We start from the raw sequence: 21,439 nt of genomic DNA, 5'->3' as shown, positions 1-21,439 counted from the left end.
GGGCGACACCATGAATACCAGCGATCTACTGGAACAACTGTTGCGAGCAGGGCAGCAAGGCGGCGGCGCTTCGGGCGGCGGCCTGGGCGGATTGCTTGGAGGCTTGTTGAAAGGCGCCGGTACCGGCAATGCATCGGCCGGTGGCGGCTTGGGTGGTTTACTGGGTGGCCTGGGTGGCTTGTTGGGCGGCGCACCGGCCGGCGGTACCACCCAGACGCGCAGCGGCGGGATGAATTATGCAGCCCTGGCGTCCCTGGGGATGGCCGCATTCCAGGCGTATCAAGCGTGGCAACGTCAGCAGGCGACTGCGCCGCAGCAAGCTATCCAGACCGTCGACCAGCTTGACGGCGCCGAGGCCGAAGCGCATAGCCACGGGGTATTGCGTGCGTTGATCGCAGCGGCCAAGGCAGACGGCAAGATTGATGAACAAGAGCAACAGATGATCTCTGCCGAGATAGGCCGTCACACCGACGACCCACAATTGCAGCAGTGGCTCGATGCCGAAGTCGCCAAGCCACTGGATGCCGCAGATTTCGCTGAATATGCCCATGACCCGGCACTCGCTTCGGAGATTTACCTGGCCAGCGTCATGCTGGTCAATGATCAGCAGGACGCCGAGCGCAACTACCTGGACGATCTGGCCGGGCAGCTGCAAATTGATCCGCAGTTGCAAGTACACCTGGAGCAACAGGCCAAGGCCTAGAACCTCAAAGTCGCCCCAGTGGTCAGCCACTGGGCACGGTCTCCAGTCAAGCTGCGCCCGACCACCAGGTCCACGTCGACAAATTTGCCGACGTGGAATCTCGGGCCCGCTTGCCACGCCTGCTCACCGCCTTCCTGGCCATAGCGTTCGCCAACCAACGTCAACATCTGCGCAAGCTGGTATTCGAAACCCGCGCCCCAGGTCAGGCGGTGCTGTTGTGCGCCATCGTTATAGGCATGGTTCCAGCCGGCGTTCAGGTTCAGGCGCAAGGCATCCATGGCCTGCCACGTTAACGGCAGGTTGAAGTCAGCGCCGTCGAATGCGTGCCGGCGGTCGAGGGCAATGTGCGCACCGGCGGCGATTGCCAGCTCCAGCCCGAGGTCTTCTCGTGACAACAGCTGAGCCTTCACCTGTGGGCTGACTTGCGTTTCGCCCTTTCCTGCGTCAGTGGCCCGCGATAACGCCGCGCCCCACTGCACCCATGGCAGGCCACTGAATGTGCAGGCCGGGGACAAGGTTTCGTTATGCGTACTGCCAGCGTGCCGGTTGGCGGTGTGCCAGGCATCGACGTTGCATTCGCCAGGCGCATTGATCGCGCCATCATCCACCACGTAGGCGCCGCCGGCGGCATTTGCCCTGGAAACCAGGGCGAGGAGTAACAGCGTGCCCAGCGTCACGCCGATAAAGATCAGGTTGCGCTGCAATGCGCGGCGCTTGGCCGGTGGCAGGAGCAGCAGGGTGGGACGCGCCCTGCGCAAGTGGCGCGCGCGATATTTGGCGAACCCGTCCGTGTGCTTCGGGTTGTGTGGGTTGTGCATGATGCACCTCGTTTGAATTCAGCTTTCTACGGTCAGCACCGAAATGCCGCTGGCTTTGGCCTGGCAGACCAGCTCCGAGGTATCGTCACCGCCGGGCAGGGCGATGATCAGGTCGGGGCGGCTGTCGGCCAGCATGAAGTGGTTGCGCTGGCGTTCTGCCTGTTTGCCGTGGCGCTGCCAATTGGGTGGGTAGCGCACGACGTCGATCCCGATTTCACGCGCCCATTCCTCGATCTCGCTGCCGAGAAACTGGTTGCCGCCGTGGATCAGTACCTGCACCGGGTGCAGGCGGTGGTAAGCGTCCAGCACGTGGCGGGACTTTTTGGTGTCGGCGTAATGACGACCTGCACAGATCAACACGCGCATGAGCAAATCCTTGTATTGCACGCTGGCGCCCGGGCGGCCACCAGCGTTGGAACGGCGGGGAGGGTCAGTACCACTGCTTGAAGCGGCGGATGTAGATGGTCTTCATCAGTTGGGCCACGCAGCAGTAAGCCAGCAGGGTGCCTACCAGCCATGGGAAGTACGCCATCGGCAGCGGTTGCAGGCCCACCAGGGTGCCCAGCGGTGAGAACGGCACATAGATGCCCAGGGCGATCACGATGCAGGTCATCATCAACACCGGCCAGGCGGCGGTGCTCTGGAAGAACGGGATCTTGCGGGTGCGCAGCATATGCACCACCAGGGTTTGCGAGAGCAGGCCCTCGATGAACCAGCCGGACTGGAACAGCGTCTGCATTTCCACACTGTTGGCCGAGAACACGTACCACATCAGCGCAAAGGTGGTGATGTCGAAGATCGACGAGGTCGGCCCGATCCAGATCATGAAGCGGCCGATGTTTTTTGCATCCCACTTGCGCGGTTTAGCCAGGTATTCCTTGTCCATCTTGTCCCAAGGCAGGGCCAGTTGGGAGATGTCGTACATCAGGTTCTGCAGCAGCAGGTGGATCGCCAGCATCGGCATGAACGGAATGAACGCACTGGCCACCAGCACCGAGAACACGTTGCCGAAGTTGGAGCTGGCGGTCATGTTCAGGTACTTCATGATATTGCCGAAGGTTTCGCGCCCTTTGAGCACGCCTTCTTCCAGCACCATCAGGCTCTTTTCCAGCAGGATGATGTCGGCCGACTCCTTGGCGATGTCGGTACCGCTGTCCACCGAAATACCCACATCGGCATCCCGCAGCGCCGGCGCATCGTTGATGCCATCGCCGAGAAAACCCACCGTATGGCCGTTGGCTTGCAGCGCCTTGAGCACGCGGGATTTTTGCAGGGGTGTCAGCTTGGCGAACACCGTGCGTTCTTCGACGCGGCGCAGCAGGGTGGCGTCGTCCATCGCTTCGATTTCCACGCCCAGCAGAGGCTCGCCTGGCTCAAGACCGACCTGACGGCAGATCTTGCTGGTAACCACCGCGTTGTCGCCGGTGAGGACTTTGACCGCGACACCAATTTGCTGCAGCGCGGCAATCGCAGGGCCGGCGGTTTCCTTTGGCGGGTCGAGAAAGGTCAGGAACCCCTGGATCACCAGGTTACGCTCATCGGCCGTGGTGTATTGCTGACGCGCCATTGCCTTGGGAATATGGCGGGTCGCAACCACCAGCACCCGGAAACCGTCTTCGTTGTAGTCGTTGGCAATCGCCAGCAGAGCCTCGCGGCGGCGATCGTCCAGCGGCACGGCGGCGCCGTCTTCCAGGGTGTGGGTTGAAATGCTCAGCATCTCTTCCACGGCGCCTTTGCACACCAGCAACTGATCACCGGCGGCATCCTTGACCACGATAGACAGGCGACGGCGTACAAAGTCGAAGGGCAATTCATCGACCTTGCTGTAGGCAAATGGCACCTGGAACTTGGGATTTTGCTCCGCGAACTGCACCACGGCCTGGTCCATCAGGTTCTTCATGCCGCTCTGGTGGAAGCTGTTGAGCCAGGCCAGGGACAGTACGGCGTCATCGCGCCGGCCAAAGGCGTTGACGTGATGCTCAAGGATGATCTTGTCCTGGGTCAGGGTGCCGGTCTTGTCGGTGCACAGCACATCCATCGAACCGAAGTTCTGGATCGCATTGAGGCGCTTGACCACCACTTTGCGCTTGGCCATGGCCGTGGCGCCCTTGGCCAGGTTGGCGCTGACGATCATCGGCAGCATTTCCGGGGTCAGGCCGACAGCCACCGCCAGGGCAAACAGAAAGGCATCGCCCCAATCGCCCTTGGAGAAGCCATTGAGGAAGAACACGATCGGCACCATCACCAGCATGAAACGGATCAGCAGCCAGCTGACACTGTTCACCCCACGGTCGAAGGCGGTCTGCACCCGCGAGCCGACAATCGCCTTGGCCAGGGAGCCAAAGTAGGTGCGTGGCCCTGTTGCCACCACTACCGCTTTGGCGCGGCCACTGACTACGTTGGTGCCCATGAAGCAGATGTTCGGCAGGTCCAGCAGGTTGCCCTGGTCGGCGGCCAGGCTGGACGCGGATTTTTGCGTGACGTCGCCCAGGGTGTCGTACTTCTCCACCGGCAAGGCTTCGCCGGTCAGCACGGCCTGGCTGATAAACAGGTCGCGGGACTCGATCAGGCGGATGTCGGCGGGGATCATGTCGCCGGCCGACAGCTGCACGATATCGCCCGCCACCAGTTCGCGCATCGGCACCTCGCGCAGGATGGGCTGGGCGCCGACCTGTTCGCGACGCAGCACGGTAGCGGTGGTGCGCACCATGGCTTTGAGGGCCTCGGCGGATTTGGCCGAGCGGTGTTCCTGCCAGAAGCGCAGCAGGCTGCTGAGCAGCACCATGGTCATGATGATGATGACCTTGGTCGGGTCGGCGTCTTCGCCTTCCTGCATGGGCAGCCAGCAGTCAGTGATGAAGCTGATGCCGCCCAGGATCAACAGCACGTAGATGAACGGGTTGTTCAGCGCCTGCAGGAACTGGACGAGGGCGTGGGGCGGCTTGTCGTGGGCAACTTCGTTGTAGCCTTCGCGGTGCAGACGCGCCGAGGCGTCCAGTTCGGTCAGGCCGTCCTGGCTGGCACGCACATTGGCGAGGGTGGCCGCCAGGCCGTTCTGGGCTTCGCGGGCGGCGCGCATCGACAGTTTGGTGTCGGCAGCGGTGCCATTTTTCTTGTGCAGAGGCGTGTTTTTTACGGCGCTCATTGTGTGTACTCCTGTCGCCAATTCTCGACAAAACATACCCGTTACTTACCTGCATACAGGCGAGCGAAAGCATGCCGAGCCGCGGACTTCGCGATCGGTTTAAATAAGTATTCAGATAACTTTTACAGTGCCCGCTAACAGCGCGTTAGTTAACGAACGTGCAGCGGGCTACTACTGGACATGTTCATAAAGAACTCCAGGGTATTAATAAAAAATTGGGTGTTTCCAGCCGGGTCAGGCGGCGCGAGCGCTCACATGCAGACCGAGCATCAAGCTGGCTTTCGCCGGGCTGGAAACCTTGGGTCTCTGTGGGTCTTGAGGGTCGGCGTGATCCCAGTGCTGCGCCAGTTGGCCGCTTTCAGGGCAGATGCGCCAGTGCGCCAGCGGTGGTGCCGGGCGTGCTTGAGGGGAGGGTGCAACAAAGGTCGAGCGGGACGCGCAAACGCCTGCGGGCGCACGGCACAGCTTGGCTCGCAGGGCGACAGCAAGCGTGCGTACATCAGGCAAAGCAATGAGTTGGAAGGTCATAACACACCTCGGGACCGGACGGGCGACCGGTGAGGCAGTTACGGTGGAGCATCAAGCTCTAGCGCAGCTTACCGGACCTGGAAGGCGAGTCCTGTCATATTCTGGATTTGGCGCCCGATGCCCGCTGATGCGGTGCTCGGACAGCGACTAGATACTGTGTCCATTGGCTTCTTTTGTGAGGTTTAAAAAAGGCCCCCAATTGCGGGCAGGGGCAATCTACTCAGGCGCTAACAGAATGTCAACGCATGTTTAATTAAATTAGCCTGTGTTCAGAGTTCATTCAGACAACAGACATGCGTAAGTTACTGGATATATAACTTCATATGCCCTGAGCGGCGAGTATCGCCAGATAGATCAATACCACACCGCAGGCCGCATAACTGACGCGCTGCCAAGTGGGTGAGGCGTTCTTGCGCAGCAGATTCACCAGCGCGGCGACCAGAAAGCACGAAAGCACTGACGCCAGCATGAAGCCTGCAAAGAACATCAGAGTTTGCCCGTGGCTCGGAGTGGCGCCGACGATGCCGGAAAGCGCGCTGCCCAGCGCGCCCCAATAGACAATATTCTTCGGGTTGGCCAGCGAGATCGCGGCGCCGACGGCCAACGCATTTTTGCCTGAGGTGGCGGGGGTGTCGTCGGCGGCTGGTAGCTGCCAGGCGTCAATCAAGCTACGGATGCCCAGCCAGGCCAGGTACAGCGCACAGATCACCGTCAGTGGCACGCGCACCGCATCATGCTGGATCAGCAGCGCGATACCGGTAAGTCCGATCACCGCCCAGACTGCATCACCGACCAGGGAACCAAACTGCACCATCAGCGCCGGTGTGAAACCATGGAGCAAGCCGCGGCGCAGGGTCTCCGCCAGCACGGCGCCGGGAGAGAGGCAAAATACAAAACCGAATACCAGCGCATAGACAAAGATCGACAGCATGCCAAGTTCCTTTCGAGAAAGTGCCAGAGCATACGTCAGTCTGGAAGGCCGATACCACGTCCTCTGTAGGAGCGAGCTTGCTCGCGAAAACGTCAACGATAACGCGAGTTTCCTGAATGAATGCGGCGCCGGTGAGTTTTTCGCGAGCAAGCTCGCTCCTTCAAAAGCTGCGGCGTTGAGGCAGTACTTTCGTTGCAGGCTCCTTTAAACGCTCAGGCGCAAGGCGAGGGCGGCGAGGGTGATCAACAGCACCGGCAACGTCAGCACGATGCCGACCTTGAAGTAGTAACCCCAGGTAATGGTGATGCCTTTGCGTGCCAGAATATGCAGCCACAGCAACGTGGCCAGGCTGCCAATGGGCGTGATCTTGGGGCCCAGGTCGCTGCCGATCACGTTGGCATAGATCATCGCGTCCTTGACCACGCCCACGGCATGGCTGGACTCGATGGACAGCGCACCAATGAGCACCGTCGGCAGGTTATTCATCGCCGATGAGAGCAGCGCCGTCAGCACGCCGGTGCCCATCGCCGCGCCCCATACTCCGTAGGTCGCGAAGGTGTCCAGCCAGGTCGCCAGGTAGTCGGTCAGCCCGGCGTTACGCAGGCCGTACACCACCAGGTACATCCCCAAGGAAAAAATCACGATCTGCCACGGTGCTTCCTTGAGGACTTTGCGCGTGGAAATCTTGTGGCCCTTGGCGGCAATCACCAGCAGCAGCACGGCGCAGACTGCGGAAATCGCGCTGATGGGAATGCCCAGCGGTTCAAGGGCGAAACAGCCGATCAACAGAATACCCAGTACCCACCAACCGGCGCGGAACGTCGCTGGGTCATGGATGGCACTGGTGGGGTCTTCCAGGTCGGCCGGGTCATAGGTTTGGGGGATGTCCCGGCGGAAAAACCACAGCAGCACTGCGAGGGTCGCGGCGACGCTGACCAGGTTCACCGGCACCATCACGGCAGCATATTCGTTAAAGCCGATCTTGAAATAGTCAGCCGAGACGATATTGACCAGGTTCGACACCACCAATGGCAGGCTCGCCGTATCGGCAATAAAGCCGGCACCCATGACGAATGCCAGGGTCGCCGCCGGTGAAAAGCGCAAGGCCAGCAGCATCGACATCACGATGGGCGTGAGAATCAACGCTGCGCCGTCATTGGCAAACAGTGCCGACACCAGTGCGCCCAGCAGCACCATATAGGCAAACAACCGCCTGCCGCGGCCACGGCCCCAACGCGCCACATGCAGGGCTGTCCAGGCAAAGAAGCCGGCCTCGTCGAGCAACAGGCTGATGATGATCAGCGCGACGAAGGTGCCCGTGGCGTTCCAGATGATGTGCCACACCACCGGGATGTCCGCCAGGCTGATTACCCCGCAACCCAGTGCCAGAATCGCGCCCAGGCTGGCACTCCAACCCACGCCAAGTCCCTTGGGTTGCCAGATGACCAGTACGATGGTGACGAGGAAAATCGCAATTGCGACAAGCATGAATAAACGCTCCGATGGCTCAGCACCCAATGCTGGCCTGTTGTGGTCTGCCGCCCATTGCTGTCAGACGCAGTGCGTCTATACGTATTTTCATATTTCCGGTCAAACCTTGTTTCATTTGACCTGGATCAAAAACCCGCAAAACAGCCACAACTGTTTGAAATTAAACTGAAACACAAAGGTCCTAAAGTGCCTGCCCATTGCTGAGAAAGGAAGAACTGTGTGACCCGTGCCACTCGCAACCTGCGCAAGATCCTGGATTCCGTCGCGGAAAATAACGAAACCGCGGCGTTCGACCTGATGCGCGCCGTGGAAAAACTCGGCGATGAGGTGCTGCGCCAGCGGTTGCTCAACACCATCCACCGGCTGAACCAGGACGCGTACGAACTGCGTGAAGCGCGGGATTCGGTAGAGCAGGTTTCGGTAAGGCTCGCCTGAGCAAGATCGTTCAAGACAAGCCCCTGATTGCACTGGCATGCTTGTCGACTGTCCGTCGATGAGCCGTTTCCATGCCCACTGCATTACCTCATTACGCCTTCACCCGCGGCGCCATTGCCGTTATTCCCTTGTCCCTGGCCTGTGCCCCGTGGGGATTGCTCGCCGGCTCCATGGCCATCGATGCGCAATTTACCCCGCTGCAAGCCCAAGGTTTGTCTGCCATCGTGTTTGCCGGTGCGGCGCAACTGGTAGCCATTGGCATGGTCAAGAGCGGTGCCAGCCTGATTTCCATTGTGCTGACAACCTTGTTGCTGACCTCTCAGCACTTGCTGTATGGCATGCACATGCGGCCCACGTTGTCGTCGCTCAACACCCGGTGGCGCATGAGCCTGGGTTTTCTGCTGACCGATGAGTTCTTTGCCCTGGTCAACCACTATGACCGCCAGACGTTCAATCGCTGGTACGCCCTGGGTGTCGGCCTGACGTTCTACATCATCTGGAACCTCTTCACCCTGGCCGGCATTGTGCTGGGCAAAAGCATACCGGGCCTTGACCAGTTGGGGCTGGAGTTCTCTATTGCCGCGACTTTCATCGCCCTGATCACCCCGGTGGTACGCGATGTGCCGACTGTGGTGTGCGTCGCGGTTTCGCTGCTGTGTTCAGTGTGGTTGAGTTATTTGCACTGGGAATCGGCGGTGGTGGTCTCGGGTGTTCTGGGGATGAGCGCAGGTTTTGCCTGCAAGCGATTGGGAGTCGGGCAACGATGATTTACCTGATGATTGTGGCCATGGGCCTGGTGGTGTTTTTCAACCGCTACGTGTTTCTTGAGCCGCGTTTGCCGGTGCGGCTCAATCGCGGCGCCCGTGAGTTCCTCGGTTTTGCCGTGCCGGGTATGCTCACGGCGATCTGCGGGCCGATTATTTTCCTGGCCGATCATCAGCTCAACCTGAGCCCGAGCAACCCGTACCTGCTGGCCGGTATCTGCGCCGTGGCGTTGATGTTCTGGACGCGCAGTGTGTTGATCACGGTGCTGTTGAGCATGGCGCTGTTCTATCTGTTTCGCTGGTGGTTCTGACGTCCAGGCAAAAAAAAGCCCGCGGGAGGGCGGGCAGAAGGGAGACTTCCAAAAAATGAGCCTGCCCACTATAGACGGCAGGTTGGCCCGTCACAGTGAAACAAAGTTCATGGGCGCGTCAGTTGGCCGCGGCACAGTGGTAGAGTCACGGTTTTTCCAAGGAAGCACAGGCATGTTCAAGATGGTAATCGGCGCATTGGTACTGGCCGCACTGGCCGGTTGCGCGGGCTCGAAGATGAAAGAGGCGCGTGCAGGCAGCCCCTACAAAACCCTGGCATCGGACAAGGCCACCCTGGTGGTTGCCCAGTGCATTCAGTTCGGCTGGCAGGATGAGCGCGTGTTTGGCGTTGATGCCGGCGGTTTCAAGGAAGCCACCGAGGCCGGTGGTTACACCGTCTACACCACGGCCGGCGACTACTTTGTTGACATACAAAGCACGGGAGCGGGTTCTACCGTCAAATACTATGCCGTGGAAGACAACATGCCGGCCAAACGACGCCTGGCAGCGCTTGCCACTTGTCTGTAATACCTTGCCTTAGCCCATTTCCGAAACGCCTGGCGGGACAGCCGCCAGGCATTGCCTTATGATTCACTCGCTCGCTCGACGTGATGGCTCTTTACCGGTACACGGATGTCGAGGCTTAAACGTCGAGCGAGCACCTCTTTGTTTAGCCTCAACGCGGCATAAAACCCAAGTGCCAGCGTCGCGGAATCATCAGTGTCACCAGCCCCAATAACCCCGCCAATGCACCACTGACCCACAGTGCGCGCAGCCCCATCTGTTGCTCCAGCAGCGCGCCGATCACGGCACCGACAAACATCCCGGCCCACGGAATCAATTGCACGCGCCAACCATTGCGGCGCTCGCCCAGTAGCCAGCGCCCCAGCCCGCGACCAAAACGCGAAAGCGCCCCGGTGACGTAAGTGAGCCCCACGGGTAACCCGTTCACTTCTTCGACCGCCGCGTTAAGCATACCCATGGCGATAATCGCCGCGAGCAACGCGGGCAGGGTGTCGGTCGCCGGCCACAGCGCCGCGCCGCAAAGCAAGGCACCGATGCACAGTAACAACGGCAGTGCGTGGCGCTTGCTGAAGCGGCTGACCACCACGCCCAAGGCATTACCGACCACAAAGGTGGCAACCAGCAACACCAGACGCCCGGTGAGCCCCAAGTCACCGGCGCTGATGGCCACCGCCAGGCGCGTGGTGTTGCCGCTCATGAACGAGACGAAATCGCCGCTGGCCATAAAACCGATGGCATCGGTCATGCCCGCCAGCACCGACAGGCAGGCCACCAGCATCAAGCCGACCCGGCCACGCCAGCGCTGGCGATGGGCAAGCGTGGCGTTGGTGGAAGGCTTGCGGGACGAAGGCAGCATGGGGCTGGGTTCCTCGATGAGATTATTCGGCCACTACCGTAGGCCGCTTTTCCTCTACGCGCAATGGCCTCAGGCACGCTCCAGTTGCCAGCCTGTGGGGTGCCAAGTCAGGTGGTGAGTGGGCTCGATCGCCTGTAAGAATGCATCATCGTGTGACACAGCCAGCATTGCGCCGGTAAAACCCTTCAAGGCCTGTTCAAAGGCGAGCACCGACTCCAGGTCCAAGTGGTTGGTGGGTTCATCCAGAAGCAACAGTTGCGCTGGTGTATCACGCCACAAAGCAACGGCCATGGCGGCTTTCAAGCGCTCGCCGCCGCTGAGTTGCCCGGTCGCTCGTGTGACCCGTGAAGCGTCCAGTTGCAGCAGCGCCAGGCGCGTGCGCAGTTCGGCTTCGGCCAATGGTGTGTCGAGCAGATTGAGCTGCTCGACAATGCTGCACTGGTCATCCAGCAACGCCAGATGTTGATCGATATAAGCGCTGGGCACCGCAACCGCACACTCGCCACTGACCGCCTGCCACTGGCCGGCAAGCAATTTGAGCAGGGTGGATTTACCGCAACCGTTCGGCCCGCGCACGGCCACGCGTGCCGCCCCCGCCAGGCTGATCGTCAGGTAGGTGGCCAGGGCCTGGGGGGCGAGCCAGGGCAATTGCGCACGTTCCAGCATCAGGACCTGCCGGCCGTTGGGTACTGCCGAGCCTGGCAGTGCGAGCAGGGTCGGCGTTTCATCCACCACGCGCTCGTAGGCTTGGCGCACCTGGGCGTCGAGTTGATGTTTGTGCTCGTGGTGGGCACTGCGCACCGTACTGACGATCTCCTTGGCTGCGCTTTTCCAGCGTGCCTTGGTAAAACGGTTGACGTTGGCGGTCTCGGCCTGTTTGCGTGAGCGCGCGGCATGGCGCTGGAGGTTGTCATGGTCTTTTTGCAAGCGCCGACGCTCACGGCTACGTTCCTGGCGCGCGTGTTCCCAGGCTGCGATGGCGGCGTGCTGTTGGGCATCGCGTTGCTGTTGATAGGCCGCGTAGTTGCCGCCATACACCTGAGCGCCAAGGGGTGATAGTTCGATGATACGCCCCATGGTGTTGAGCAGTTGGCGGTCATGGCTGACCACCACCAGGCCGCCGCGCCAATCGGCCAGTTCCTGCAACAGCCACTCACGCCCGGCGCTGTCGAGGTGGTTGCTGGGTTCGTCGAGAATCAACAACTGCGGCGTCGCCAACAGCGCCCCGATCAGCGCGACCCTGGCCAGTTGGCCGCCGCTGAGTTGGTCGGCCTGGGTGGCGGCGGTGAGTGTGGGCAAGCCTGCGGTATCCAATGCCAGGCGCAGGCGCTCTGCCAGGTCCCAGCGATCATCAATCAGTTCCAGATCCCCCAGGCGACCGTCGCCGCGTGCCATACGCTCAAGGGCGGCCAGGGCAGGGGCGGTGCCGGTGATGTGGGCGACAGTTTCTCCCGCTTGAATCGTTAACGCCTGGGGCACGTAGATCAGGCTCGCTGGTCTTTTCAAGGCGCCTGAGGAGGGTTGCAGGACGCCAGCCATCAACTTGGCCAGAATACTTTTGCCACGTCCATTGCGCCCGACGATGCCGGTGCGGGTGCGATCAATGGACAGGCTCACGTCCTTCAGCAAGGTTTCGCCATTGGCGAACTGGAAAGACACGTGTTGCAGGGAAACAAGAACGGGCAGCCGGTTGACGTCAGTCATCAGCACCTCCAAAAAAATGTCGAACAGGCCAACAAGCGCGCCAGGCGGCTCGTTGCGGATACATTTTGGAAGGCTTAGTTGTTCACGTCGGCGGTCGTCCCGTTAATCAGAAGGGGCGCAAAGGCTAACCCACCTTGGCTTTGTGCGGCAAGTCTTCGGCCAACTTCTCCAGGAACATCGCCAGGGCGACTTCTTCGGCTTTAAGACCCTTGCGCACTCGTGGTTTGGGCAGTTTCGACAATTCACCAAGGCTGAAATGTTCAAGCACCGCCGGGTGGATATAGCACTTGCGGCACACGGCGGGCGTGTTGCCCAACTGCCTGGCGACGTCCTTGACCATGCCCACCACATGCCGCTTGGCGTCTGACTCTGGCTGCCACGCCAACTCGCGCAACACGGCCAATGCCATCGCGGTGCCCGCCCAGGTGCGGTAGTCCTTGGCGGTGAAGTCTTCGCCGGTGAGTTCGTGCAGGTAAGCGTTGACGTCATGGGAGCTGACCGTGTGGCGTTCCCCGTCTTCGTCCAGGTACTGGAACAGGTTCTGCCCGGGCAACTCCATGCACCGCTTGACCACGCGAGCCAGGCGTCGGTCCTTGACGCTCACTTGATGCTCGACACCGCTTTTGCCGCGAAACTGAAACTGGATTTCGCTGCCCTTGATGTCCACATGCCGATTGCGCAACGTAGTCAGGCCGTAGGATTTATTCTCGCGGGCATACTGGGTGTTGCCGACGCGGATCAGCGTGGCATCCAGCAACATCACCACCGTGGCCAGCACTTTTTCACGGGTAAAACCGGGTTCAGCGATTTGGGCTTCCAGCTGTTTGCGCAACTTGGGCAAGGCGCTGCCGAATGCCTGCAACCGCGAATACTTGTCGCTGTCACGCACTTCGCGCCAGCGTGGGTGGTAACGGTATTGCTTGCGGCCACGGGCATCGCGGCCGGTAGCTTGCAGATGGCCGCGCGGGTCGGCGCAGATCCACACATCGGTGTAGGCGGGCGGCACGGCCAGCGCGTTCAGGCGTTTGATTTCATCGGCATCGGTAATGCGCTGGCCGTTTGCGTCCAGGTACTGGAATTTGCCCCGCAGCTTTTTACGGCGGATTCCAGGTTGGGTGTCATCTACATAATGCAGGTCGCGTGGCAGGTCGGTGGGCAGCGAAGAGTCGGGCATGGGGCGGGTTCCTTGGCAACAAATCAGGCCGGTATGACTGATTGACCGCAGCGCTTTGCGGTCGTGCCAATTGCTTAAGCCAGCACCGCCACCGCCTTGATTTGCGCCCACAGCACCTGGCCCGGGTGCAGTTGCAACTGGTCGCGGGAGAAACGCGTGATACGTGCCAACAGTGGTGTACCGCCTGCATCCAGGCGCACCAGCACATGGGCGCTGTTATCGGCCTCCATGTCCTGGATGACGGTCACGGGCAAACGATTGAGGATGCTGCTGTGTTCCTCCGCGTGCAGGTTGAGGCTCACATCCCGTGCCTGGATCTTGACCCGCAACGGCTTGCCCACCGCCACCGGCGCATGGGCCACGCGAATCTGCAATGGGCAGTCAGGCAGTTGCAGAGTCAGCAACTGATAGTGCGCGTCGTAGGCAATGACGCTGCCGGCGATCACCACGCCGGCATCGTCGCCCAGGGCCAGGGGCAAATCGAGGCGCGCCAGGGTTTCGCCGATGGGGCCGCTGGCCAGCGCCTTGCCGTTGCGGAGCAGGACGATATGATCAGCCAGCCGCGCGACTTCGTCCTGGGCGTGGCTGACGTACAGCACCGGGATGTCGAGTTCGTCGTGCAGGCGCTCCAGGTACGGCAGGATCTCGTTCTTGCGCTTGCTGTCCAGGGCGGCCAGCGGTTCATCCATCAACAACAGCCTGGGGCTGGTGAGCAAGGCTCTGGCAATGCCGACACGCTGGCGCTCGCCGCCGGACAGGTGTTGTGGGTGACGCTCAAGCAACTGACCGATGCCCAGCAGCTCGGTGGCCTGGGCCATATCCACATGCCGTTGCTGGCGTGGGATGCGCTTGAGGCCGAACTCCAGATTGGCCCGCACCGACAGGTGGGAAAACAGGCTTGCTTCCTGGAACACATAACCCAGGGCGCGTTTATGCGGCGGTACGAACAACCCTTTGCGGCTGTCTTGCCAGACCTGATCATTGATCTGCACAAAACCTTCCTCGGCACGCTCCAAACCGGCGATACAACGCAAGCAGGTGGTTTTGCCGGAGCCGGACTGCCCGTATAACGCAGTTACCCCGCGCCCGGGTAATTGCAAGTCCACGTCCAGCGCAAAGGCGGAGTACTTCAGGTTCAGACGTATATTAATCATCGCGATCAGCTCCAGCTCATCCGGGTTCTGCGGCTGGAGTACAGCGCCAGCAATACGAGGAACGCGAACACCACCATGGCGCCGGCCAGCCAATGGGCCTGGGCATATTCCATGGCTTCGACGTGATCGTATATTTGTACCGAGACCACTCGGGTCTTGTCCGGAATGTTGCCGCCGATCATCAACACCACGCCGAACTCGCCGACGGTATGGGCAAAGCCAAGGATCGATGCGGTGATAAACCCCGGGCGTGCCAGAGGCAGGATCACCGTGAAAAACGTGTCCCACGGATTGGCGCGCAAGGTTGCGGCCACCTCCAGCGGGCGTGTGCCTATCGCAGAGAAAGCGTTCTGCAACGGCTGCACCACGAATGGCATGGAGTAGATCACCGAGCCGATCACCAGCCCGGCAAAACTGAATGTCAGCGTGCCCAGGCCCAGCCATTGAGTGAACTGGCCGAAGTAACCGTTGGGCCCCATGGTCAGCAGCAAATAGAAACCGATGACCGTTGGCGGCAGTACCAGCGGCAAGGCGACAACTGCGCCGATGGGGCCGCGCCACCAGGAGGTGGTCCGCGACAGCCACAGTGCAATCGGAGTGCCGATGACCAGCAGGATCACGGTGGTCAACGATGCCAGTTTGATGGTCAACCAGATCGCGGAAAAATCAGCACTCGACAGTGGCATTTACAGCTCGTAACCGTAGGATTTGATGATGGCAGCGGCTTTCGGGCCTTTGAGGTACTCAACCAGTGCCTGGGCAGCGGCGCTGTCTTTGCCCTTGTTGAGGATCACCGCGTCCTGTTTGATCGGGTCATGCATCGATGCCGGAACGATCCACGCTGAACCGCTTGTGACTTTGCCGTCTTTAAAGATCTGCGACAAGGCAACAAAGCCCAGCTCGGCGTTGCCGGTAGACACGAACTGATAGGCCTGGGTGATGTTCTGGCCTTCGACGAGCTTGTCCTTGACGGTGTCGGTCAGCCCTTGCCGGGCCAGTACCTGGGTGGCGGCCAGGCCGTAGGGCGCGGCTTTCGGGTTGGCAATGGCCAGGTGCTTGAACTGATTGTGCTTGAGCACTTCGCCCCTGGCATCCACATAGCCTTCTTTTGCCGACCACAATGCCAGGGTGCCGACCGCGTAGGTGAAGCGCGACCCCTTGAGAGTGTCGCCTTCGTTTTCGAGTTTTTGCGGGGTGGTGTCGTCGGCGCTGAGGAACACCTCGAACGGTGCGCCATTCTTGATCTGCGTATAGAACTGCCCGGTAGCACCGTAGGCTGCGATGAGTGTGTGACCGGTGTCTTTTTCGAAGTCGGCGGCGATTGCCTGGATCGGCGCGGTGAAGTTGGCGGCCACGGCCACCTGCACTTCGTCGGCATGGGCCGAACCCAGGGCAAATACGGCAAGCAGGGGGGCCAGGCGCGAGATGCGGATCATCGTGAAGCGACTCCTTGGGCTGTACAGGGCGTTCAGGTAGAAAGCTCTACCGCTATGTATGGGAATATATAGCGGTTGGTCATTGCCGGTACAGTGCAAAGTTGCCGCTGATGTCAGTGGCGCGAGAGCCTGGCCAACGCCTGCTCGGACAATTGGCGAGTCAGGTCATAAGTGGACAGGTCTTTGCCAAGGCGCAGTGCCTGGCCCGCCCACAGGTTACTGAAACCCGCTTCATCCTTGGCCTTGAGCGGCATCAACGCGCCACCGGCTTGGGGGAATGCCGGGGCGCTCGGGTTGATCGGGCCGAGTTCACGCATCACGCGGTTGACGATGCCCCGCGCCGGTCGGCCGGTAAAGAGGTTGGTCAGTGCCGTCTCGCTGGCCTGGGCATGGCGCAGCGCGTGGTGGTGAGAGGCGGTGATGCTGGCTTCGGGCGTGAACAGGTACGCCGTGCCAATCTGCACCGCCGAGGCGCCCAGGGCCAGCGCGGCGACGATGCCACGCGCATCACCGATGCCGCCTGCGGCAATCACTGGCACGCTGACCGCGTCGACCACTTGCGGCACCAGTGCCATCAAACCAATCTGGCTGTTCAGATCTTCACTGAGGAATAGGCCGCGGTGCCCGCCGGCTTCAATGCCCATGGCGATAATCGCGTCACAGCCGTGTTCTTCGAGCCACACGGCTTCCTCAACGGTGGTGGCCGATGACAGCACCTTGGCGCCCGTGGCTTTTACTCGCGCAAGCAAAGACTTTTCCGGCAGGCCGAAGTGAAAACTCACCACTTGCGGGCGCAAATCTTCTACCAGCTGGCAAGCCGCGTCGTTGAACGGGGCGCGATTGGACACTGGGGTGGGCGCTTCAAAATCGGCGCCGAGTTCGTGGTAGTAAGGTTGCAGCGTGTCCTTCCAACGGCGGTCACGCGCTTCGTCGGCTGGGGGCGGCTGATGGCAGAAGAAGTTCAGATTCAACGGCCGTGTACTGGCCAGGCGGATGACCGTCACCGCTTCGCGCAGTTGCTCGATACTCAGCGCGGCAGCAGGCATGGAGCCCAGCGCACCGGCCCGTTGAGCCGCGATGACCATGGCGGTGGTCGTCGCGCCGGCCATGGGCGCCTGGATGATCGGCACGTCAATGCCCAGCAGGTCGAGAATACGGGTGTCTGGCCAGGTGCTCATGGGGGGCGTCTCCAGCGTTAATAGGGCATTTCGCTGTTTTAGCAGGGCCGTCGGCGCCGGGCCACTCTGTTTTATTCACTGGACGAGAACGGCGTTTTATGAAGAGGGTGTTTCGCGCTCCAGCAGCTCACGTTTGCGCTCCACCCCCCAACGATACCCAGACAGCTCGCCATTGCTGCGCACCACGCGATGGCAGGGAATCGCCACCGCCAGGTGGTTGGCACCACAGGCCTGGGCCACGGCGCGAAAGGCCGTGGGCGCGCCGATACGCTCGGCTATCTGCGCATAGCTGGCGGTACTGCCTACCGGGATTTCGCGCAATGCCTGCCATACCCGTTCCTGAAAGGCCGTACCGCGCAGGTCCAAGGGCAAATCCAGGCCCAGGGCAGGGGCTTCGACAAATCCCACCACTTGGGCGACCAACTGCTCAAAATCCTGATCCGCGCCCACCAGCTCGGCCTTGGGAAACTGATCTTGCAGGTCGCGCACCAGTTTGTCCGGGTCGTCGCCGAGCAAAATCGCGCACACGCCACGCTGACTCTGCGCCACCAGAATCGCCCCCAGCGCGCATTGGCCGACGGCAAAGCGAATGGTGTTATTGGCACCGCCGGCTTTGTAGTCCTTGGGTTTCATGCCCAGCAACTGGTCAGCCGCTTCATAAAAACGGCTGTTGGCGTTAAAGCCCGCGTCATAGAGGGCGTCCGTCACTGACTGCTGCCCTTTGAGGCCATCGCGGACCTTGTGTGAGCGCAGGGCGCTGGCGTAGCGCTTGGGGGTCAAGCCGGTGCCGGTTTTGAACACACGGTGGAAGTGGAACGGGCTCAACCCGGCCTGGCGTGCCAGTACTTCCAGGCTCGGGGGCGTTTGCGCCTGTTCGATCAGCCGGCAGGCGTCGGCGACTAACTGCGCATGGTAAGCCGCCAGTTGAGTCTGATCGCCCGCAGCGCGCTTGCTGGCACGATACCCCGCGGCTTCAGCCTGAGCCGGGGTGTCGAAGAACTCGATATTCTCGGGGCGCGGCAAGCGCGAAGCGCTGCTGGCGCGGCAATACACGCCCGTGGTTTTCACGCCGTAGACAAACAGGGCGTCTGCCTTGGCATCGCGGGCAATGATGGCGGCCCAGCGCGGATCCAGTTCGTTGTTCATGGCCTGCACTCTTGACGGTTCAGGGGCAGATTAAGCGTGCCGTCCGCCCACGGCACTCCGAAGCTTGCGGTCAAATCAGCCGGCGGTGCGAAAGGTCAGGTTGATGCGTTGCGCGCCCATGACCGGATGCTCGCCGGCCTTGATCGGCATCACCCCATGAAAGCGCAGGCGATCGACCCCGCCCCACACCACCACATCGCCATGAAACAGCGAGACTTTTTGCGTTTTGTCACTGCGCTCATGGCCACCGAACAGAAAAATCGCCGGCAGGCCCAGGGACACCGAGACCACCGGCGCGCTGTAGCTGCGCTCGTTCTTGTCCTGGTGCAGGGACATCTTCGCCCCCGGCACGTAACGGTTGATCAGGCAGGCGTCGGGCAAAAAATCACTGAAGCCGGCCTCGGTTGCCGCCGCCTCGGCCAGTTGGCGCAACGCGTCGGGCATGACGGGCCAGGGTTGCTGGCTGCGCGGGTCGAGTGGGCTGTAGCGATAGCCACGGGGATCTGTGGTCCAGCCCAGTTCGCCGCAACTGCTCAGCGCCGCCGACATGGTGAAGCCACCGGGCGTGACCATTTGCCGAAAGGGAGACTGAGCCAGCACGCGCCGCAACTCAGGTAGCAACCGCTCAATCCAGGGCAGGGCATAGCCCCTCAGAACGTAAGACTCTTCGCCAATCTGCTCGCGCCCGGCTGGTTGCTGCAGGGCATCATCGGCGAACAAATCGGCAGTAGGGCCTGACATGACTTACAGCGCCTTGCTCACAGTAATGTCAGTAATTTCGTCACTGGCATCGTGAATGTCTGCGAGGGCTTGCTTGGCTTCTTCGAGGCTGTTGGTGGTCAGCTGGGCAAATTCGAAGCGGCGCTCGCCGTTGAGCTTGTACTTGATGACGTATTTGGTCGTAGGGGTCACAGCTTGTTTCCTGTCGGTTGCTGGTTCAGCTCAGCTTGGTGCTGGTGCGACGAACGATGCGGATCTTGTGGGACAGCGCCGGCTTGCGGGTCACGCTAATGGCGCGACGGGTCACCACATCAAGGGTGATGTTCCAGAACCCGGTGCTGGGCGCGGTGATCTTGGCCGGGAATTTATCAAATGCACCGCCGTGGTAGGTATGGCGGCCGCCATTTTTAAAGCTGCGAAAGTTCGCGTCGCTCATCAGGCGGATGTTGCAGGTCTGCGAGCATTCGATAACGACAATGTCTCCCTCGTTGAGATGCTCACGCTGGTGGATGAATTTCATGGGGTGTCTCCAGAAGGGCTTTTTCTGAAAAATCAGAACGATACGTAGGTTAAGATGGAGTTTATCAGCCCCAGCGCGTTTATTATCGGGCCGTCGTCGACGACTTCGACAATTTAAAACAGTTATTTACCGTGTAATGAGAGATAAATCCTACGTTGATGGGAGAAATTTACCATCCCCGCTGTCGTAGGATCTTTATCGGAGGTTTTAGTATGAAGTGGAGTGTGTTGGTGCTGGCCTTGGCAATTGCTGGGTGTGCTTCGGTTGCAGATATCAAGCAGACCCCGCCAACGTTGGTGGTCATCTCAGGGAAGAAACCGCAGGAATATGCGGCGTGTGTTGTGCGCAAACTGGAGGCGACTCGTCGCCCGCCACAGATCGAACCCCATAAAGACGGTATTCAGGTCATCGTGCCTCAGAAGTTTTCGGCGGACCCTTCCGCGATCTTCGAAATCGAAGACCGCTCCAGCGGTAGCAGCATCAAGCTTTATGAAAGCATGTCCAATGTGCCGATCCGGCCAGGCGACGTGAAGAAAGCCGGGGAAGAGTGCATTTCCGGCTGAGTCTGGTTTGATTGTCAAGGCGTCTCACCCTACGCACTGAACCCGATAAAAAGCCCCGATCCTGCAGGATTGGGGCTTTTTTTTGCCTGTGTGTTCGTGCTGATTGGGCAGGGCATCCGTTAAACTGTGGCGCATTCACTTCAAAGATGCCGCTCAAACCCTGGGTTCGAGCGGCATTTGTTCTTTCTGGAAAGCCCGTTATGAAACGAGAACACGTCAAAGCCCGTCATGCCGAAGGTCAGATTTCGGCGACCCATGTCATCCAGAACCCCGCCGACCTGGGCGAGTGGATCGTATTTTTCAAGAAAAGCGGCGGCCGCAGTTACTTCCTGGTGGACGATCAGGACGAGGTCGAATCATTTGCGCGCCTGGATGACCTGATCGAAATCCTGCGCGGCCTGGGCATCAAGTTCGCCGAGGTGCATCTGTAGCCGGCGGCTTACTTGCACACCACCACCACACTGCGGCCCTTGAAGTTGCCCACGTCCTGGCCCAGGGTCTTTTCACTTTCCTTGAGGGCTGGAGTGCCGTCGGTGCCGACAATGCGGTAACCGGTGCCGGCACAGGAGGCGTCGGCTTTCTCGTAGCAACTGGCCCATGAGTTGGCCTCGCCCGAGCAGTCGATGGTCAAGCCTTGCTCGCCATTTTTCAGCAGCGTGTCGGACGTGGTGGTGCAACCGGCGAGTGCCAGTACTGCGGTCAGTGCCAGGATTTTTTTCATAGAAGTCATCGTCGAGAAGAGGTGGGGGGCGCTGACACTGTCGTGGGGCGTTGGCGCGGATTATAGCGAACTGCCACCTGGCGTGCAGTCTCAGAAAACAAGATCTGCAACGGCACACCTCCCGGGCTGACTTGGCGCTTAGCCTTACTGACTTATGGCACCCCCATCACCAGCACACCGCTTCCGCTGATGGCCCCTGCGGTAGGCAGTGACCCGGCACGCCGCACCAGCGTGAAGGTCACGTCATCGCCGCCCACGCCTTGCTCCTTCCATCATGACCCTCGTGCGGTCCGCGCTTAGCGTTTAATGAGGCGAAACAACTAAGTAAGCGTTCGGCGCCGATTGTATGCAGGTGAGCAGAAACAGGCGCCCACAAAAAAGCCCCAATTAACGGGGCTTCTTTGTGGGCGTGAGCGGCTTACTTTGTTTTCGGGCGCTTGCTCGATGCGTGGCCTGCTTCATCTACAAACACTTCAGCTACAGTGACCGCCTGGCTCTCGGTCGAGAATGTCCCGGCAACGCTGTCGCCGTGAAAATTGATCAAGTGCCAGCCGTCTGTGCGCTGGGTGATCAGGTAGCCGTTTACACCTTTGGGTTCTGACATCTATTGGCAATCTC

At 60.5% G+C, this 21,439-nt stretch carries 26 protein-coding genes and 1 pseudogene; 7 read left to right on the top strand and 20 right to left on the bottom strand.

Features of this window, described 5'->3' with window-relative positions:
* Positions 1 to 10 precede the first annotated feature (10 nt).
* Positions 11 to 703 (top strand): tellurite resistance TerB family protein, encoded by a 693-nt coding sequence (locus tag TX23_RS18205; protein WP_057703622.1) that lies wholly within the window; start codon positions 11 to 13, stop codon positions 701 to 703.
* On the opposite strand, the gene TX23_RS18200 is transcribed toward TX23_RS18205, so the two are convergent.
* The 6 genes from TX23_RS18200 to TX23_RS18180 form a co-directional block, all read right to left on the bottom strand.
* A complete protein-coding gene (locus TX23_RS18200) occupies positions 700 to 1,521 on the bottom strand; it encodes a hypothetical protein (RefSeq protein ID WP_057703387.1) in 822 nt (273 codons plus the stop codon). The genes TX23_RS18205 and TX23_RS18200 overlap by 4 nt on opposite strands.
* An 18-nt stretch (positions 1,522 to 1,539) precedes the next feature.
* Positions 1,540 to 1,887 carry a DUF2493 domain-containing protein gene (locus TX23_RS18195; RefSeq protein ID WP_005788155.1) on the bottom strand — a complete coding sequence of 116 codons (348 nt, stop codon included), beginning with the start codon at positions 1,885 to 1,887 and terminating at the stop codon, positions 1,540 to 1,542.
* Between the two features lie 64 nt (positions 1,888 to 1,951).
* Complete coding sequence (mgtA, locus tag TX23_RS18190; RefSeq protein WP_057703386.1) at positions 1,952 to 4,666, bottom strand: magnesium-translocating P-type ATPase; 2,715 nt, start codon at positions 4,664 to 4,666, stop codon at positions 1,952 to 1,954.
* 234 nt (positions 4,667 to 4,900) lie between these two features.
* Positions 4,901 to 5,194, bottom strand: coding sequence for a hypothetical protein (locus tag TX23_RS27375; protein WP_082629651.1), 294 nt, complete (start codon positions 5,192 to 5,194; stop codon positions 4,901 to 4,903).
* A gap of 319 nt (positions 5,195 to 5,513) precedes the next feature.
* On the bottom strand, positions 5,514 to 6,125 hold the full coding sequence (locus TX23_RS18185) for a LysE family transporter (RefSeq protein ID WP_057703385.1): 612 nt from the start codon (positions 6,123 to 6,125) through the stop codon (positions 5,514 to 5,516).
* Between the two features lie 204 nt (positions 6,126 to 6,329).
* Positions 6,330 to 7,613, bottom strand: a complete 1,284-nt coding sequence (locus tag TX23_RS18180; RefSeq protein WP_057703384.1) for an arsenic transporter — start codon at positions 7,611 to 7,613, stop codon at positions 6,330 to 6,332.
* 222 nt (positions 7,614 to 7,835) lie between these two features.
* Here TX23_RS18180 and TX23_RS18175 point away from each other — a divergent pair, with 222 nt between their 5' ends.
* From TX23_RS18175 to TX23_RS18160, 4 genes are all read left to right on the top strand, one after another.
* Positions 7,836 to 8,051, top strand: coding sequence for a hypothetical protein (locus TX23_RS18175; protein WP_057703383.1), 216 nt, complete (start codon positions 7,836 to 7,838; stop codon positions 8,049 to 8,051).
* 71 nt (positions 8,052 to 8,122) lie between these two features.
* Positions 8,123 to 8,818 (top strand): AzlC family ABC transporter permease, encoded by a 696-nt coding sequence (locus tag TX23_RS18170; protein WP_057703382.1) that lies wholly within the window; start codon positions 8,123 to 8,125, stop codon positions 8,816 to 8,818.
* Positions 8,815 to 9,126, top strand: a complete 312-nt coding sequence (locus TX23_RS18165) for an AzlD domain-containing protein (RefSeq protein WP_057703381.1) — start codon at positions 8,815 to 8,817, stop codon at positions 9,124 to 9,126. The genes TX23_RS18170 and TX23_RS18165 overlap by 4 nt, the downstream gene beginning before the upstream one ends.
* Before the next feature lie 172 nt (positions 9,127 to 9,298).
* The gene (locus TX23_RS18160) at positions 9,299 to 9,652 is read left to right on the top strand and encodes a hypothetical protein (RefSeq protein ID WP_057703380.1); all 354 of its coding nucleotides are present in this window, start codon (positions 9,299 to 9,301) and stop codon (positions 9,650 to 9,652) included.
* Between the two features lie 148 nt (positions 9,653 to 9,800).
* Here TX23_RS18160 and TX23_RS18155 read toward each other — a convergent pair whose 3' ends face one another.
* The 11 genes from TX23_RS18155 to TX23_RS18110 form a co-directional block, all read right to left on the bottom strand.
* Positions 9,801 to 10,505 (bottom strand): YoaK family protein, encoded by a 705-nt coding sequence (locus tag TX23_RS18155; protein WP_057703379.1) that lies wholly within the window; start codon positions 10,503 to 10,505, stop codon positions 9,801 to 9,803.
* Positions 10,506 to 10,574: 69 nt separating this feature from the next.
* Positions 10,575 to 12,209 carry an ABC-F family ATP-binding cassette domain-containing protein gene (locus TX23_RS18150; protein ID WP_057703378.1) on the bottom strand — a complete coding sequence of 545 codons (1,635 nt, stop codon included), beginning with the start codon at positions 12,207 to 12,209 and terminating at the stop codon, positions 10,575 to 10,577.
* Between the two features lie 124 nt (positions 12,210 to 12,333).
* On the bottom strand, positions 12,334 to 13,383 hold the full coding sequence (locus TX23_RS18145) for a DNA topoisomerase IB (protein WP_057703377.1): 1,050 nt from the start codon (positions 13,381 to 13,383) through the stop codon (positions 12,334 to 12,336).
* Between the two features lie 74 nt (positions 13,384 to 13,457).
* A complete protein-coding gene (gene modC / locus TX23_RS18140) occupies positions 13,458 to 14,537 on the bottom strand; it encodes a molybdenum ABC transporter ATP-binding protein (RefSeq protein WP_057703376.1) in 1,080 nt (359 codons plus the stop codon).
* A gap of 5 nt (positions 14,538 to 14,542) precedes the next feature.
* Positions 14,543 to 15,223 (bottom strand): molybdate ABC transporter permease subunit, encoded by a 681-nt coding sequence (gene modB / locus TX23_RS18135; RefSeq protein ID WP_057703375.1) that lies wholly within the window; start codon positions 15,221 to 15,223, stop codon positions 14,543 to 14,545.
* A complete protein-coding gene (gene modA / locus TX23_RS18130; RefSeq protein ID WP_057703374.1) occupies positions 15,224 to 15,973 on the bottom strand; it encodes a molybdate ABC transporter substrate-binding protein in 750 nt (249 codons plus the stop codon).
* 113 nt (positions 15,974 to 16,086) lie between these two features.
* The gene (locus TX23_RS18125) at positions 16,087 to 17,151 is read right to left on the bottom strand and encodes an NAD(P)H-dependent flavin oxidoreductase (RefSeq protein ID WP_057703373.1); all 1,065 of its coding nucleotides are present in this window, start codon (positions 17,149 to 17,151) and stop codon (positions 16,087 to 16,089) included.
* 96 nt (positions 17,152 to 17,247) lie between these two features.
* Positions 17,248 to 18,297 carry a bifunctional DNA-binding transcriptional regulator/O6-methylguanine-DNA methyltransferase Ada gene (ada, locus tag TX23_RS18120; protein ID WP_057703372.1) on the bottom strand — a complete coding sequence of 350 codons (1,050 nt, stop codon included), beginning with the start codon at positions 18,295 to 18,297 and terminating at the stop codon, positions 17,248 to 17,250.
* Between the two features lie 75 nt (positions 18,298 to 18,372).
* Positions 18,373 to 19,038 carry a DNA oxidative demethylase AlkB gene (alkB, locus tag TX23_RS18115; protein WP_057703371.1) on the bottom strand — a complete coding sequence of 222 codons (666 nt, stop codon included), beginning with the start codon at positions 19,036 to 19,038 and terminating at the stop codon, positions 18,373 to 18,375.
* Positions 19,039 to 19,041: 3 nt separating this feature from the next.
* Positions 19,042 to 19,209 carry a hypothetical protein gene (locus TX23_RS28195; RefSeq protein WP_087149506.1) on the bottom strand — a complete coding sequence of 56 codons (168 nt, stop codon included), beginning with the start codon at positions 19,207 to 19,209 and terminating at the stop codon, positions 19,042 to 19,044.
* Positions 19,210 to 19,234: 25 nt separating this feature from the next.
* A complete protein-coding gene (locus tag TX23_RS18110; RefSeq protein ID WP_003173824.1) occupies positions 19,235 to 19,537 on the bottom strand; it encodes a DUF1883 domain-containing protein in 303 nt (100 codons plus the stop codon).
* Positions 19,538 to 19,749: 212 nt separating this feature from the next.
* Between TX23_RS18110 and TX23_RS18105 the strand changes: the two genes are divergently transcribed.
* Both TX23_RS18105 and TX23_RS18100 read left to right on the top strand, forming a co-directional pair.
* On the top strand, positions 19,750 to 20,100 hold the full coding sequence (locus TX23_RS18105; RefSeq protein WP_005788197.1) for a hypothetical protein: 351 nt from the start codon (positions 19,750 to 19,752) through the stop codon (positions 20,098 to 20,100).
* 200 nt (positions 20,101 to 20,300) lie between these two features.
* Entirely contained in the window at positions 20,301 to 20,531 is a 231-nt protein-coding gene (locus TX23_RS18100; protein ID WP_057703370.1) for a hypothetical protein, read from the top strand.
* A gap of 8 nt (positions 20,532 to 20,539) precedes the next feature.
* Here TX23_RS18100 and TX23_RS18095 read toward each other — a convergent pair whose 3' ends face one another.
* From TX23_RS18095 to TX23_RS18090, 3 genes and pseudogenes are all read right to left on the bottom strand, one after another.
* Complete coding sequence (locus TX23_RS18095) at positions 20,540 to 20,821, bottom strand: hypothetical protein (protein WP_057703369.1); 282 nt, start codon at positions 20,819 to 20,821, stop codon at positions 20,540 to 20,542.
* Positions 20,822 to 20,973: 152 nt separating this feature from the next.
* Positions 20,974 to 21,078, bottom strand: a pseudogene (locus tag TX23_RS28925) (fimbrial protein); the annotation flags it as partial.
* Positions 21,079 to 21,239: 161 nt separating this feature from the next.
* Entirely contained in the window at positions 21,240 to 21,425 is a 186-nt protein-coding gene (locus TX23_RS18090) for a hypothetical protein (RefSeq protein WP_057703368.1), read from the bottom strand.
* Positions 21,426 to 21,439 lie beyond the last annotated feature (14 nt).

Origin of the sequence: Pseudomonas paralactis (genome assembly GCF_001439735.1) — a bacterium.
GTDB classification, from domain to species: domain Bacteria; phylum Pseudomonadota; class Gammaproteobacteria; order Pseudomonadales; family Pseudomonadaceae; genus Aquipseudomonas; species Aquipseudomonas paralactis.
The sequence above is the reverse complement of the archived record's forward strand: the minus strand, read 5'-3'. Positions and strand labels throughout refer to the sequence as shown.